The organism is Microscilla marina ATCC 23134 (assembly GCF_000169175.1).
GTDB classification, from domain to species: domain Bacteria; phylum Bacteroidota; class Bacteroidia; order Cytophagales; family Microscillaceae; genus Microscilla; species Microscilla marina.
Genome location: NZ_AAWS01000012.1, coordinates 128,459 through 144,284 on the forward strand (window position 1 = coordinate 128,459; position 15,826 = coordinate 144,284).

Here is a 15,826-nt window from a genome sequence, read left to right on the forward strand (position 1 = left end):
TTATTTCATGTTGTCTAAATCTACCCTGTTACACCTCCGTTTACCATTTTCATTTTTCTTAATGCCTGTTTTTTGTTTTGCCGCAGGCATTGCTTTTTCAGGCGATTGGTTCAGGCTGTTGCTTACTTTTGGCATTTTACACTTGATGGTATACCCCGCAAGCAATGGTTATAACTCTTATTACGACAAAGACGAAGAAAGTATAGGAGGCTTGGAACAACCTCCACCCGTAAGCAAACAATTACTATATGTGTCACTTTTGATAGATGGCATCGCCCTTTTGTTAAGCCTCCTCGTGAGCCTGTGGTTTACTCTAGGCATTTTACTATACGGCTTGGTATCTAAAGCATATAGCAATGACACCATTCGCTTAAAAAAAATGCCTGTATTAGGTTGGTTAACGGTGGGCGTTTTTCAAGGAGGTTTTACTTTTCTGATAGTATACCAAGGGGTTGCCCTGGCAAGTATGACTCAGTTGATGGAAGGCAAAATATTGTTTGCAGCTTTGTTAAGTACTGTATTGTTGTTGGGGTCTTACCCTATGACTCAAGTATACCAACATAGTGAAGATGCCCGGCGAGGCGATTTGACTATTAGCCGTATGCTTGGCATTAGAGGTACATTTTTGTTTACAGGTGGGGCATTTGCCTTGGCTACTATGGGGTATGTATGGTATTTTAGCCAATATTTTTCTATACATGTAGCATTTGCTTTTGTTGCAACTCTTTCGCCTGTGGTATTGTTTTTTGGTTGGTGGTTTTGGCAAACACTCCAAAATCCCAGACAAGCTAACTTTAAAAATACCATGCGTCTAAACCTGTATTCAGCCATTTGTATGAATGTGTTTTTTATTGGTTTAGGTATATGGTTGCAACGGTAGTCAAGTGTATTAACTCTACTGGTTTGATTGCTTAATCTCTCAAAACGAGGTACCTTGCCTTGCTTGTAAACTCAAAAACTGTAAGAATATGGCTAGAATAGTAGACCTGTCTAAAACAATAGAATATAAAAAAGAAGATCCTTGGTTTATGCGCATCAAAGTTAAGCACAAACCCCACCATAAAGCATTTATGCTGATTCGGTATTTTCTAAAATTACCGACAAAACTATTCCCAAAAGATTTTGTGGGCTGGGCAGACGATGCCATCAAAAAAATGGGAGTTCACTCCTCTACTCATATCGATGCCCCCTGGCACTATAGTCCTACAGTAGCGGGGCAACCCGCCAAAACTATAGATCAAGTACCGCTAGACTGGTGTTATGGCGATGGAGTGGTCATTGACATGAGTCATAAGCCTGATTTTGAAGAGATTACAGTAGATGACCTGAAAGCCGATTTACAAAAAAATAGTGTGACACTTACTTCTGGAAATATAGTGTTGATTCGTACCGACCGAGATAAACTCAAGGGAGCTGACTTTGTAGACAAAGGCACCGGAATGAGCAAAGAAGCCACCGAGTGGCTTATTGATCAAGGCATTAAAGTAATGGGAATAGACCAGTGGGGTTGGGACTTACCTTTGCGGTATTTGGTACGCGAAGCCAAACGAACCAATAATCCAGACTTGTTTTGGCAGGCACACCTGGTAGGCAAAGACAAAGAGTATTGTCACATGGAGCAACTTACCAACTTGTCGGCATTGCCTGCCAAAGGTTTTAAAGTGGCCGTGTTTCCCCTTAAAATAAAAGGCGCTTCAGCGTCACCCGCCAGGGTAGTAGCCATTTTTGATGAATAACTTCAAAGGCATACCAAAGAGGCAGCAGTAGCTTGGTTGTTGGCAAACCACTATGATAAGTTGCCTGAATGTCTAAGTCAAAATATTATTATATAACATGATGTCTACCATATTACAAGTAGAAAATCTGTCTAAATCTTATGTGAGTGGAGCAAAAGACTTGACAGTACTAAAAAATGTTAGTTTTAGTTTAAGCGCAGGCAGTACTGTCTCCATTGTAGGTGCTTCGGGGAGCGGCAAAACCACCTTGTTGGGTTTGTGCGCTGGGTTAGACCGTGCCAGTACTGGTAGTATTGCTCTCAATGGCATAATACTAGATAAGTTAAGCGAAGATGAAAGAGCTGCAGTACGTAACCAAAATGTAGGTTTTATCTTTCAAAACTTTCAATTGATACCTACCCTTACTGCCCTCGAAAATGTAATGGTGCCTTTAGAACTAAGAAAAGAGAAGAATGCAAGAAAAAAAGCGTTGCAGCTTTTAGAAAAAGTAGGGCTGGCAAGTCGACACCACCACTATGCTTCCCAGTTGTCAGGCGGAGAACAACAGCGTGTGTCACTGGCAAGGGCATTTTCTAATCACCCGAAAATTTTGTTTGCTGATGAGCCCACCGGAAATCTGGACGAAGAAACCAGTCAGAAAGTAGAAAAACTCTTATTTGACCTCAACAAAGAAACAGGAACAACCCTTGTATTGGTTACCCATGATCTGGAGCTTGCTCAAAAAACTCAACGCATTATTCAGCTTAAAGGAGGTGAAGTCATCAGTGATCAGTCAGTTGTTTAAACATTGGCAAAACTTAAAATTAGTACCCTGTTCAAAATAAGCGTCTGTAATGGGGTTATGGCTATGTTCATTTTTTATGCCTTGCCTGACTGCACCATTTTTCCACATTCTACCCCCAATTCAAACGTTAACAGAGCACTGGTTTTTAGCCAACAATTATGGTACAGGATCATCGTTTAACAATAGGGGGTGTAGTAGGGCACAACCGTCATGATGAGTAAAGTCAATAAATGGTTTTCATGATAAAAAATCAATAATGAAATATTTTTTTACCATACTACTGGCGCATACGTTGTTTGGTGCTAAAGGGCAGGCACACGACCCTGAAATGCAAAAAAACGCAGTCATACTCAATTCCAGAATGACTCCTTCCAGTTTGGTGCGTACCCGTACCAAGCAAAAAGAAGCGCTCAAAGGAAACCCTTTTTTGTTTCAAGAAAGCAAAAAAGGAATAGTTAAAATAAAGCACCATTACAACAAAGAATATGCATTTGCCAACATGCGCTATGATGCATTTAACCATGAGATAGAAGTGGTACTTGAAAATAAAAAGCGTTATATCCGGGGGACAGACCTAAACGGGTTTGCCCTTTATCATGAAGGAAAAAGGCTTTTATTTATCAATGCAAATCATTATTCTTTTAAAAATACCAAGTTGCAGGGCTTTGTTCAATTGATAGAAGATGGAGGAGTACAATTGGTAAAAAGGGTGAAAATAGACATTCTAAAATCAAACTACAATGTAGCACTCAATGTTGGGAATAACTTTGATAAATTTATCCGAAAAACAACGTATTTTTATGCCCATAAAGGTGTTTTGTATCAAGTAAAAAGCAAGAAAGACTTGTATCGTTTTTTTTCAAAGCGTAATTTTAACGCAAAGACGGTGATGAAACAGCATAAAATAAAGTTTAGAAAGCAAAAAGAGCAGACGTTCCAATTATTGGCGCGTACTTATAATGCACAGGTAGCTAATAAATAAAAGCTTTGTCATAACTTATTATACTAAACAAACATTTTGCTTCTTTGTAAAGCATGTTATCCAGAATAATTTTTTTACAAGAACGAATAGGGTATCAAAACCAACCCTTTTATATTATCAAGCTCAAAACAATGCGCGATTTGCGGGATGAACAAGGCAACTTATTACCCGACAAACAAAGAGTCACCACCATTGGCAAATTTTTGAGAAAAACATCCCTGGATGAGCTCCCTCAATTGATTAATATACTAAAAGGCGATATGCGTTTGGTAGGACCGCGTCCGTTATTGCCCGAATACTTACCCTTATATACTCCCCAACAACTCAAGCGTCATAGTGTAAAACCTGGTATTACCGGATGGGCACAAGTAAACGGGAGAAACTCGCTTACCTGGCAGCAAAAATTTGAGCTTGATTTGTGGTATGTAGAGAATCGCTCTTTTAGGTTAGACTTAAAAATACTTTGGCTGACCTTTTTGAATATATTCAGAAAAAGGGATGGCGATGAACTTGCCGAAAAGTTTAATGGCAAAAATTAACCTGTCATAAGTTTTGTCTATTTTGGGCAAAATTATGAAATCAAAACGTATATATTTATCCCCCCCCGATCTCAAAGGGCAAGAATTGGAGCATCTACAAGCCGCATTGCAGAGCAACTGGATTGCCCCTATTGGACCTCATCTCGATAAATTTGAGGAACTGTTAAGCCGATACCTTGATGATTTGCCCGTAGTTGCCCTTAACTCAGGTACAGCAGCTATTCATTTGGCGCTGCGATTATTAGGAGTAACCGAAAAAGATGAGGTGATATGCCCTACTTTTACTTTTGTGGCTACTACCAATCCGGTAATGTATCAAAAAGCGACCCCGGTATTGATTGATAGCGAGCTTGATACCTGGAATATGTGCCCAGTACAGCTGGAGAGAGCCATTGAAGATAGGCTCAAACAAGGCAAGCCAAAACCCAAGGCCATTATTATTGTGCACCTTTATGGGCAACCCGCCCAACTTACCCAATTGTTGGCTATAGCACAAAAGTATGAAATACCAGTAATAGAAGATGCCGCTGAAGCATTGGGGAGTTGTTACAATGGGCAAAAGGCGGGTACTTGGGGTCATCTTGGGGTCATTTCTTTTAATGGAAACAAAATTGTGACCACTTCGGCAGGCGGAGCATTGGTTACCAGGCATGTATCTGAAGCTAAAAAAGCACTGTTTTGGGCTACCCAGTCAAAAGACAAAGCGCCTTATTACCAACATTCCGAAGTGGGTTATAATTATCGTTTAAGCAACCTACTGGCAGCTATAGGGGTAGGACAAATGCAACAACTAGAAGAAAAAGTAGCCCACCGACGACGCGTATTTGATTATTATCAACAAAATTTACCTGCCGATGTATTGAGTTTTCAACCTGAGCTTTCTGGTACTTTCTCAAATCGTTGGCTCACTTGCATTGTATTAAATCAGCAAAAAACTTCTGTAACCCCACTGCAGTTGCAAAAAGCTTTAGAGGTTGAAAACATAGAGTCCCGCCCACTTTGGAAACCTATGCATTTGCAACCTCTGCTCCGACAGTGCCCCTATTATGGTCATACTGTTGCTGAGGGTTTATTCCAGCAAGGGTTATGCTTGCCATCAGGTGCTAGTCTTCAGGTGGCAGATTTGGACAGAATTGTACAGGTAATAAAAAGAGTGCTCTCAGTTTAAATAACAATACCCTTGTGTGCATTGATTATAAAAATATGAAATTTATATTAATTATATTACATCATTAAAGGTCACGTGATTTTTTTGAGTGTATTGGCATTATTAAAAAAAATAATGCTTAAAATCATATTTTATAGGCTAAAAATGTCAAGTAAAGATGTTTGTATGGTGGTAAGTATTTGATGTGATATTAAATTTTGTTTGAAAAGTTTTTTTGCATCTTTTATAAGGCAGTTTTTTGATTTATAAGTCTTTGTATACTTTTATTTTTTAATATTTTCCTTTATTAATCTCCTCTTTTTTTTGATATAATATACTGACTGTTAAGTTTTTATACTAAAGTTTTTTTGTGACTATTAGTTAGTAAAAAAATGTCTGAAGTTTACTTGTGTTGTGCAATAAGGTAGACTTGTGTTTACTTTTTGTATACTACGAATATTTGTTTTGGTTAATTTTTAATGATAATGTTACATCAGAAAATAGCTATTTCTATTATTCAAACAATCAACCCAAATTATATTATTACTAATCATTTTAAATTTATGCTAAAGCTAAAACATCTGTTCGTTACACTAATCATTTTTACTCTTTTTACTGCTTGTAATAACAATCAAGAAGAAGTAAAACCAAACAATGAAACAACTGTAGAGCAAACTGACATATCAAAGCTCAAAGCAGGAGATATAATACCTGGAATGTATGTAGTAACCTACAACAGCCAAAATGCCCGCTTGAACTTGGCAGGCAAGAATTTCAGGGCAAGAAAATCTACGGTAAGAAACTATACCAGTAGACTCTTGAAGGAAGATTTTAAAGTACCTACCAAAAACATATACAAAGCGTACGGTACGGCTATTCAGGGATTTTCGGCAAAACTTACTGAGAAGCAAGTAGCTGCTTTGAAAAAAGACCCACGTATTGCTGCAATAGAGCCAGATCGTATTTTGTCTATTAACTACAAAAAAGAGAAGAAGTATTTCAAAGCCTTTGCTCAAAGTACTCCTTGGGGTATCAATCGTGTAGGTAGTGCCAGTGGAGCAGGCAAAACTGCTTGGGTAATAGATACTGGGGTAGATTTAGACCATCCTGACTTGAACGTAGATGTAAACCGAAGTGTATCGTTTGCTGGACTCTACTTCTGGATATGGAGAATTGGTGATGATACTGACCCGAACGATGGCAATGGTCATGGTACTCACGTAGCTGGAACAATTGCAGCTAAAAATGATGGCAATGGAGTAGTAGGTGTAGCGTATGGTGCTACAGTAGTAGGCGTAAAAGTGCTAGGTTCTGGTGGAAGTGGTTCTACCTCTGATATCGTAGATGGTATTGATTATGTAGCAGCCAATGCTTCTCCAGGCGATGTGGCTAACCTGAGCTTAGGTGGAGGTGTTTCTACTGCACTTGACAATGCTGTAATAAACTTAGGTAACACTGGTGTATTGGTTGCTTTGGCGGCTGGTAACGAAAACCAAAATGCTAACAATGTATCTCCTGCTCGTACCAACCACCCCAACGTAGTAACGGTATCAGCAATGGATAGCAATGATAATTTTGCTTCATTTTCTAATTATGGCAATGCGGTAGATTATTGCGCCCCAGGTGTAAGCGTAAACTCTACCTGGAACAACGGAGGATATAGATCAATCAGTGGTACCTCTATGGCTAGTCCTCATGTAGCTGGTTTGTTACTATTAAAAGGTAATACTAACCTAAGCACTGATGGCACCGTAAATGGTGACCCAGATGGAAATGCTGATCCAATAGCAGTAAAATAAATAGTTGAATAATACTTGTATGTTAAAAGCGTGTTCTTATTTAGGACGCGCTTTTTTTATGTACAAAAGGGAAAGTTATTTTTCAGAAAAGGGCAAAAAAAAGTGAGCTGGAGCAATGCGTCCAGCACACTTTGGATTACGAACTATGATGTAACTGAAAGTTTAACTGTTACAGTCATTTTTTTGAATGACTTTAGCAGGCATTCCAGTTAAACTAATATTTATAAACTCACAAACTATTTCTATACTAAATAGCAGTACACCTCTTATTAGTTATTACTTTGTTTGACAATTTACTAGGAGCTTCTTTTTTTAAAAAAGAATAAGCAGGTGAACTACATCGGGAATACGAATATACGTTATGAAGCTTTGTAGTAAATCTAAAAGTAAACGGTGTTTGTAAGTATGTTATTAATGCTAATGCTTAATGCCATATCTTACTTTCTATGGTTACAAAGTAAAGGTAATATAGGTATTATTCCTAATTTAGTTAATAAGATTAACTAAATAGCTTGAGAAATTTTACCTTTTAATAATAATTTATCTGATAATTTTTATTGAGAGATTGTAAATATTACAAAGGTATATTTACGTGCGTAAATCTTACAAAAAGTTTGAAAATAGCATTTTAGTCTGATGCTTGAAATACATGCGTAAAGGGGAAGTTTGTACAACGTACTAAGATTTTTTTTCAGTCATATAGGTGTTTTACCTATGCGTATGGTGTAAATGTTTGATTTTAAGTGTCTTATGTGTAGGTTTTTTGCTTGGTGAAATGAAAGAATGAGATTGTTAATGGAATAGCTTACTTTTTTAAGGAGTAAGTTTTGATCTTTTTTGCTACTTTATTTACACAAAGCATTTTATTATGGGTAGAAATTTACTTAGTTTGATCTTGATTTTTTTAAGACAATTTGAAAAAGTTTCGCGTATTATGCTAAAAGTATTACATAGTATGATATTGTATAAATAAAAAAACGAGACCTTTTGAAAGACCTCGTTTTTGATGCAGTTTATTAAACTTTTTTGCTTATTGATTTCTCATTTTGATAGAGCAACCTATAGCGCGTGTATAGTTTTTAGAAGGCTTTTTACCTTTGAGTAAGTTAGCAATGGCTGTTTCTACATATTTTTCACTGATTTTGCTTTCATCACGAGCACTGTCGTCAATGGCCCCTACATACACTATTTTATATTTTTGCCCCTGTTTTTGTAAAATATATACATGCGGAGTACGGCTTGCCTTGTATGCCCGAGCTACATTAGAGGTAGGGTCAAGCAAATAAGGAAAGGTGAAGCCCTTGTTTTTAGCACGGCTAACCATAGCCTTATAGCCATCACTTGGGTATTGGGCAGGGTCGTTAGGGTTTACAGCAATTACTGGGTACCCTTTGCTTTTAAATTTTTTGTCTAAAGCAATGAGGCGATCTTCATAAGCCACCGAAAAAGGGCAGTGATTGCAAGTAAAAACTAAAACAAAGCCTTTAGCATCTTTAAAATCAGCAAAAGAGGCCTTTTTGCCCTTGTTATTGGCATCCTTCATTTTAGGCAAGTCTTTCATTTCTTTACCTAGCATGCTTTCCTGAGCTTGAGCATTCAATGCCAAAAGTGCCACTAGAGCAAGGGAAAATAGAGTGGTTATCTTTTTCATAGATAATATATGTTATTTGATTTGTTTTAAAATTGATTCAACTTTCTTGTTTAGTTCAGCCTCGGTCAGGTCTCCTTTATGAAACTCACGTTTGCCAGCTTTACCATTGATAAACAACGTAACTGGAATGGCTCCATCCCAACTTTTATTCACCTTAGGAATCCATACATCGCTTTTGGTTTCATCAAGCAATAGTACTTGAGCCTTGATTTTTTTCTTTTGAACAAAAAGTTTCACCTTTTGTTCCGAGTCCTCTACTGCTACCAATATTACTTTTACTTTTTGGTGGCTATACTTTGCCTGGAGCCGTTCAAAATACGGCAACTCTTTGACACAAGGGCGACACCAGGTAGCCCAAAAGTTGACTACATAAGTAATATCATCTTGAGGGTTTACTAGCTTTTCAAGTGTGACCAGTTTTATTTTTTTTATCTCTTGTGCCTGTACTATAGTAGTAGCAGCAATAAGTAATAAAGTAAATATTATTTTTTTCATAAATGTTTAGTCAATGTATACTCTACCCAGCTTTTAACTTCGTTGAGCTCAGCACAGTAAAACTGTAGCTTCGGTTTTTCAAAAGTACCGTCATCGCCTCAGCTCGTGTCTCCACGAGCTGACCGGAACTCTGAAAAACACTATTTACAGGCGCTACGACGAGGCGATTTGTGAAGACACAAACCGAGGCGAAAAAATAGTAGGGTAGAGTAGTCAATGTATAGCAATCTTCTCAAATATAACCCTTAAAATCCCTCTGGGTTGTTAAATGAGTGTTAAAGCAAATATTGCTGCTTTAAATCACCAAGTATTTTTTACCCTCAAAATAACGTTCTGCCATCACAAAAATTTTGAGATAATAGGTCTTGTCTCTAGGTAAAAAATCGGCTATAGAATAGGTCGTAAGTTCATCGTGTATATTTCGTCCTTGAACGCTGTTTGTCTCACCTGAAAACAACTTGAGTCCTTCATCTACCGGAATTTGTACAACAGTGGCAAGCTCCGATTCTTGAACTCTATAGCTACTCAAAGGACGATTGTCAACCAAAAAATAAGTATAGCAAAACTCCCGGTTGATAGCAGTTGCCCCATATTGCCCCTTAATAATATTGGCTTCTTGTAATATACCTAAAAATCGCAACTTCTCCCATTGTACCTGTATGCCTAGCTCTTCCTCTATTTCGCGGGTTGCTTCCTGGTCGGTTTCACCAGCTCCATAGTGCCCGGCTGCCGAAATATCTAAGGTCAACGGGTTATATTCTTTTTGGGCGCTTCGTTGTTGAAACACTACATAAGGTTGTTGATCGGTAGGGTCTGTACGCAATATCCAACAGTGAATAGTTTTGTGCCACAGCCCTTTCTCATGTATTTCTTTTCTTGAGGCAGTACCCAAATAATTGAGGTTATCGTCAAAATAATCTAAGTTTTCCATCAATTGTGATTGCTTATTTCAATGAGCCAGCAATATAGTCAATTATCCTGCGGTTAAACTATGATAAATTAGCCTGTTACTTGCTTTTTGTATCTTGAGTAGTTTACATTGTTTTCAAAAAAAAGACAATGTCACTCACAACCATTCAACTGAAAACTCCTTACCTTATTTTTTTAGGAGATGTAGACAACTTTGTGTTTGCCAAAACTGGTGCAGGGATTGTTCAATGGCGTCCTGAACTGGTAAAAGGGCAATTGCGTTTTTCCGGAAACAATTTAAGCTTGAATGTTCCAGATATGACTGTACAGGAAGCCGCCAAAGCAGGGGCAAAAAGCCTGGTATTGGGAGTAGCCCCCATTGGAGGACAAATCAAAGATCATTGGTTGCGTGTATTTGAAGAGGCGTTGGCATTAGGAATGGACTTAGTGAGCGGTTTGCATTATCGTTTAGAGCGTTTCCCTTCTTTGGTGGCAGCAGCCAAAACATCAGGAGCCCAATTAATCAATGTGCGTACACCTGCTTCAAGTTTTCCGGTAGGTACAGGCAAAAAACGTCCAGGTAAGCGCTTGCTCATGGTGGGTACAGATTGTGCTGTGGGCAAAAAGTATACAGCATTGGCCATGACTCAAGCATTAAAAGAACAAGGAATAAACGCTACTTTTAGGGCTACCGGACAAACCGGAATTATGATTGCAGGCAGTGGAGTACCCATTGATGCTGTCATTACTGACTTTGTTTCAGGAGCAGCAGAAGCTTTATCGCCTGACAATGACCCCATTCATTGGGATGTAATAGAAGGACAAGGTTCTATTTTACACCCAGGCTATGCAGCAGTAAGTTTGGGTTTGTTGCATGGCTCTCAGCCCGATGCCTTCGTGGTATGCCACGAACCTACTCGCCTTACTATGGAGGGATTTCCTGACACTGCCAAACCCAACATAGCACAATGCATAGAATATACTTTATTGAATGGGCAGGTAACTAATCCAAACATTCGGTGTATAGGCATTAGTGTAAATACTGCTCGTTTGCCCGAAGTCGAACAGTTGCCCTATTTGAGTAGATTATCACAAGAGTTCAACCTACCTTGTGTTGATCCTATACTTACTGGGTGCGATGATTTGGTAACGCAATTAATGCAAGGAAGCAAGTAGACTACAAGTGTAGAGTTGTTCATTCACCATTAGGATTTGTTCCTTGTCACTTGTATCTTGAGCTTGTAGTTATTAAAGTTTATGAGACAAGTACAAATCACCTTAACCCCCTGGATATACAAAGAGCCTTTTGTGATTACAGGGCGCACAATGACCCAAAGCGAGTTGTTGTATGTAACTATTACTGAAAATGGGATAACAGGTAGAGGCGAGAGTGTAGGCGTATTTTATACCAACGATCGGGGAGGCATCATACTAGAGCGGGCAATGTCGGTAAAAGCAGCCCTGGAACAAGGCGCTACTCGTCAGGAACTGCAAGACTTACTGCCTTCGGGTGGGGCACGCAATGCCATTGATTGTGCTTTATGGGATTTGGAAGCAAAACAGGCGGGTAAAACAATATGGCAACTGCTAAACATTACACCCAAACCAGTACATACTGTTAACACGATTAGCATCAACACGCCAGACTATATGGCGGCTAAAGCCAAACTGGCAGATACTGCCCATATAAAGGTAAAACTCAATGATGAAATGCCGCTTGAGCGCATTACTGCAGTATGTGAAGCGCGCCCTGATGCTACTATAGTGGTAGATGCAAATCAAGGATGGACCTTTGACCAATTGCAAGATTTAGCGCCTAAATTTAAGACTCTGGGGGTAAAAATGATAGAACAACCTTTGCCCAGGGGAAAAGACGAAGTGCTTGCCAATTATGATTCACCCATTGTGCTCTGTGGCGATGAGTCTTGTTTAGATACCAGCGAACTGGAGCAAGCAGCCAAACATTACCAAATGATCAATGTAAAATTAGACAAGGCAGGTGGACTGACTGAGGCATTAAAGCTAGTAAAAGCAGCCAAAGTCAGAGGGCTACAATTGATGGTAGGTAATATGGTGGGTACTTCACTGGCAATGGCGCCTGGCTTTGTAGTGGCACAATTCTGTGATTTTGTAGACTTAGATGGGGCGTTGTTTTTAACCAAAGACCGACAATACCCCATGAGTTATGCCAATGGGATGGTTTCTAGTTTAAAGCCTGAGTTATGGGGCTAAATTTGATTGTACAGTACGTCTTTTCAATACCTTGTTAAAGTCTAAATACAAAGACAAAAAGTTGCGCCCGCCCGCAGCGTGGTAGCTTGCCCGCGAAAAAGCAAGTTCCAGGGCTTTTATTTTGACACGAAACCCGTACGAAAAACCACTAAATCGTGAGGCACCAGTTTCGCGTAGCTCACGGTTAATCAAATGATTATACCCCAACCTTACACTGAAAACTTTTTCAGGTAAAAATTCTCCACCTATTACAAAGTGTCGCAACAGGTTGTCTCCAAAGCTTTTTTCTTTAGGTACAGTATTACCACTAGCGTCAAAAGTAACATCTTGCAGTGGGTCAAGGTAGGTAATATCAAATTGTTGCATGTGCTGTAACGTAAGCGAAAACCTAAAGGGCATGTGTGTAGGTTTAAACGATGTGCCTAATTGTACCTCAAACGGCAAACGGCTTTGGGTAAACTCATTGTAATTACTAAGTACTACTCCTATATTTTTAAATACCAATCCAATTGTCCAGTCATATTTGGGGTGAATAAAAGCGCCACCAATATCAGCCGCAATTGCAGTAGAGTTATAAGTTTCTATACTTGATCCGATAAATTTGAGACTGGCACCCATCCTGAAATACTTTACCTGGTGGGCGTACCCAACATTAAACGCAAAATCATTGGCAACAAAAGTACCTACTACTTGTCCATTAGGGCTGGTTTGTTCAAAACTACCGTATGCCATGTACTGTAGCCCTGCCCCAAACGTACCTACTTTGGGCACATGGTGTACATAAGATAAATGAGTGTTTTTTATGTCGGCAAAATACGGAGTGTAATTAAAACCTAGTTTACGCGAACTAGATGAGTCAATCAAAGCCGGGTTTTGCCAGAGTACATTGGGGTCTGCTTGGTGCAGTGATACATTGACTCTGCCCACACCAGCCAGGCGGGCATTGCCTGGCACCTGAAGAAACTCAAAATTTCTTCGTCCGCCAATTTGTGCTTGAGCGCTCAAAAAAACTAAGCTAAGCAAAACAACAGCAATGATTCGTTGCATAAGGTTATTGCATAAAAAAAGTCTTTGAACTTCACAAGTTCAAAGACCAATATGATTATTTAGATTCGTTTTCTTCTTTGATAGATAAATCAAACTGACGCTTTACCTTTTCGGGCAATAGGGCTATGTCCAGCACCTGGTCTACATGATTTACAAAGTGAAAAGTTAAATCTTCTATATAATTGCTTTGAATCTCATCTATATCTTTTCGGTTCTTCTCGCACAAAATCACTTCTTTGATACCAGCACGTTTAGCAGCTAAGATTTTTTCCTTGATGCCACCCACTGGCAATACACGTCCACGAAGTGTAATTTCACCAGTCATTGCCAGTTTTTCTTTTACTTTACGTTGTGTATATACCGACGCAAGCGAGGTAAACATAGCTATACCCGCCGAAGGGCCATCTTTAGGCACGGCTCCAGCCGGAATGTGCACATGCAAGTCAAAGTGTTCAAAAACCCGGTGATCTATGTCTAAGTGGCTCGCCGTGGCTTTTAAATAAGACAATGCTGCCGAAGCCGATTCTTTCATTACATCACCCAATTGTCCCGAAAGGGTGAGTTTTCCCTTGCCTCGGCTTAATATCGACTCTATATATAAAATTTCTCCACCTACCTGAGTCCAGGCAAGTCCAGTAACTACCCCTGACACATCCTCAGTTTGATACTCTTCTTTGTCAAACAACTCAATGCCCAGTAAACGAGTAATGTCTTTAGGTTGGATAGTTTTGCTATATTTTTCTTCCATTGCCACCGATTTGGCAACTTTACGTATTACTTTCCCTATTTGACGTTCCAGGTTTCTTACCCCTGACTCACGGGTATAGTTTTCTATTATTTTATTGATGGCAAGTGGCTGAAACTTCACCTCTTTGGCAGACAAGCCATGTTCTTTCCGTTGTTTAGGGATCAAATGTTTTTTGGCTATTTGTACCTTTTCTTCTTCGGTATAACCAGTAATTTCAATAATCTCCATTCTATCACGCAAAGCAGGGTGGATAGTATCCAGTGAGTTGGCGGTTGCTATAAACAACACTTTAGACAAGTCGTAAGCCAACTCCAGGTAGTTGTCAGAAAAAGTGTTATTTTGTTCTGGGTCAAGCACTTCCAACAAAGCCGACGCTGGGTCACCCCTGAAATCAGAAGAAACTTTATCTATTTCATCCAAAATAATGACAGGGTTAGACGACCCCGCTTTTTTTATATTTTGGATAATTTTACCAGGCATTGCCCCAATATAAGTTTTACGATGACCCCTTATTTCAGCCTCATCATGCAAACCACCCAACGCCATGCGAATATACTTACGGTTAAGTGACTTGGCAATAGATTTACCCAAAGAGGTTTTACCAACTCCCGGAGGACCATAAAAACATAAAATAGGTCCTCGCATGTTGTTTTTGAGCTTTAACACAGCAAGGTATTCTATGATACGCTCCTTTACTTTTTCAAGTCCGTGGTGATCGCTATCCAGTATTTTTTGGGCTTTGCTTAAGTCCAGCGAATCGCGGGTAATATCATTCCAGGGCAAATCAACCAATAATTCAGCATAATTTACTGCAATGGGGTATTCAGCAGAAGCCGGATTCATTCGTGATATTTTTACAATTTCTTTTTCAAACTGTTTGGCAACCTCCGCAGGCCATTTTTTCTTCTTGGCACGCATTTTTAGCCCATCCAGTTCCTGGTCACCAGTCTCGCTGCCCAATTCATCTTGCAAAACCTTCATTTGCTGGCGCAAAAAGTAGTCTCGTTGCTGTTGGTCAATGTCAGAGTGTACTTTGCTTTGAATCTCTCGTTTAAGTTCAAGCAGTTGAATATCTTTATGCATGAACTCTAGTAGCATTGTTGCCCTTTTCAAACCATCGTTGGTTTCAAGCAAACGTTGCTTTTCTAAAGTGTCAGCATTGATATTAGATGACAAGAAGTGAGTCAAAAAACTGGCACTTTCTATATTATCTAATGCGATTTGGGCTTCTTGAGGTATTTCAGGGTTGAGCTTGAGTATTTTGGAGGCAGCCTCTTTCAAAGATGAAATCAAAGCAGTAGTTTCGCGGTCATCCTTTGTTGGAAAGCTCTCACTAATCGTCTCTATACGGGCTTTGATAAAAGGTTCATCCTCGGTAAAGTTCAGAACATTAAAACGTTTCTTCCCTTGTAAAATAATAGTAGTATTGCCGTCGGGCAGCACCAACATTTTAAGAATGTGTGCTATTGTACCTACTTGGTATAAGTCATCAGTGGTAGGGTCTTCTATGTCTGGGTTATCCTGTGCAATCACCCCAATAGTTTTATCACTATTGTAAGCTTTTTTTACTAGTTTAATAGACTTTTGTCTACCTACAGTTACCGGAATAACTACACCTGGAAACAAAACGGTGTTTTTTACTGGCAAAATAGGGAGATCGTCGATGATTATATCTTCACTATTTAAATCTTCCGCTTCTTCCTCCATTGAAAGTAAAGGGATCATTTCCACACCATTTTCTTCTGAAGATTCTGAAA

14 protein-coding genes are annotated in these 15,826 nt (G+C 39.1%); 9 read left to right on the top strand and 5 right to left on the bottom strand.

Going from position 1 to position 15,826, the window contains the following annotated elements; all coding sequences use genetic code 11:
• Window positions 1-7: 7 nt before the first annotated feature.
• From M23134_RS13085 to M23134_RS13115, 7 genes are all read left to right on the top strand, one after another.
• The gene (locus M23134_RS13085; RefSeq protein ID WP_045113511.1) at window positions 8-880 is read left to right on the top strand and encodes a UbiA family prenyltransferase; all 873 of its coding nucleotides are present in this window, start codon (window positions 8-10) and stop codon (window positions 878-880) included.
• A gap of 88 nt (window positions 881-968) precedes the next feature.
• Complete coding sequence (locus tag M23134_RS13090; RefSeq protein WP_002696796.1) at window positions 969-1,736, top strand: cyclase family protein; 768 nt, start codon at window positions 969-971, stop codon at window positions 1,734-1,736.
• A 100-nt stretch (window positions 1,737-1,836) separates the two neighbouring features.
• Complete coding sequence (locus tag M23134_RS13095) at window positions 1,837-2,520, top strand: ABC transporter ATP-binding protein (protein WP_002696798.1); 684 nt, start codon at window positions 1,837-1,839, stop codon at window positions 2,518-2,520.
• Window positions 2,521-2,776: 256 nt separating this feature from the next.
• Complete coding sequence (locus tag M23134_RS13100) at window positions 2,777-3,502, top strand: hypothetical protein (protein ID WP_002696802.1); 726 nt, start codon at window positions 2,777-2,779, stop codon at window positions 3,500-3,502.
• A 53-nt stretch (window positions 3,503-3,555) separates the two neighbouring features.
• Entirely contained in the window at window positions 3,556-4,041 is a 486-nt protein-coding gene (locus M23134_RS13105) for a sugar transferase (protein ID WP_002696804.1), read from the top strand.
• A 34-nt stretch (window positions 4,042-4,075) separates the two neighbouring features.
• Window positions 4,076-5,209 carry a DegT/DnrJ/EryC1/StrS family aminotransferase gene (locus tag M23134_RS13110; protein ID WP_045113541.1) on the top strand — a complete coding sequence of 378 codons (1,134 nt, stop codon included), beginning with the start codon at window positions 4,076-4,078 and terminating at the stop codon, window positions 5,207-5,209.
• A gap of 542 nt (window positions 5,210-5,751) precedes the next feature.
• Window positions 5,752-6,987: a S8 family peptidase gene (locus M23134_RS13115; protein WP_045113512.1), complete on the top strand. Its 1,236-nt coding sequence runs from the start codon at window positions 5,752-5,754 to the stop codon at window positions 6,985-6,987.
• 1,030 nt (window positions 6,988-8,017) lie between these two features.
• On the opposite strand, the gene M23134_RS13120 is transcribed toward M23134_RS13115, so the two are convergent.
• From M23134_RS13120 to M23134_RS13130, 3 genes are all read right to left on the bottom strand, one after another.
• Entirely contained in the window at window positions 8,018-8,638 is a 621-nt protein-coding gene (locus tag M23134_RS13120; protein WP_002696808.1) for a thioredoxin family protein, read from the bottom strand.
• 12 nt (window positions 8,639-8,650) lie between these two features.
• Window positions 8,651-9,133 carry a TlpA family protein disulfide reductase gene (locus M23134_RS13125; RefSeq protein ID WP_002696810.1) on the bottom strand — a complete coding sequence of 161 codons (483 nt, stop codon included), beginning with the start codon at window positions 9,131-9,133 and terminating at the stop codon, window positions 8,651-8,653.
• A gap of 295 nt (window positions 9,134-9,428) precedes the next feature.
• Window positions 9,429-10,064, bottom strand: a complete 636-nt coding sequence (locus M23134_RS13130) for an NUDIX hydrolase (RefSeq protein ID WP_002696812.1) — start codon at window positions 10,062-10,064, stop codon at window positions 9,429-9,431.
• Between the two features lie 128 nt (window positions 10,065-10,192).
• Between M23134_RS13130 and M23134_RS13135 the strand changes: the two genes are divergently transcribed.
• Together M23134_RS13135 and dgcA are read left to right on the top strand one after the other, a co-directional pair.
• Window positions 10,193-11,218 (top strand): DUF1611 domain-containing protein, encoded by a 1,026-nt coding sequence (locus M23134_RS13135; protein WP_002696814.1) that lies wholly within the window; start codon window positions 10,193-10,195, stop codon window positions 11,216-11,218.
• 81 nt (window positions 11,219-11,299) lie between these two features.
• On the top strand, window positions 11,300-12,274 hold the full coding sequence (gene dgcA / locus M23134_RS13140; RefSeq protein ID WP_002696816.1) for an N-acetyl-D-Glu racemase DgcA: 975 nt from the start codon (window positions 11,300-11,302) through the stop codon (window positions 12,272-12,274).
• Here dgcA and porQ read toward each other — a convergent pair.
• Window positions 12,263-13,321, bottom strand: coding sequence for a type IX secretion system protein PorQ (gene porQ, locus M23134_RS13145; protein WP_002696817.1), 1,059 nt, complete (start codon window positions 13,319-13,321; stop codon window positions 12,263-12,265). The genes dgcA and porQ overlap by 12 nt on opposite strands.
• Before the next feature lie 55 nt (window positions 13,322-13,376).
• The gene (gene lon, locus M23134_RS13150; RefSeq protein ID WP_002696818.1) at window positions 13,377-15,776 is read right to left on the bottom strand and encodes an endopeptidase La; all 2,400 of its coding nucleotides are present in this window, start codon (window positions 15,774-15,776) and stop codon (window positions 13,377-13,379) included.
• Between the last annotated feature and the right edge of the window lie 50 nt (window positions 15,777-15,826).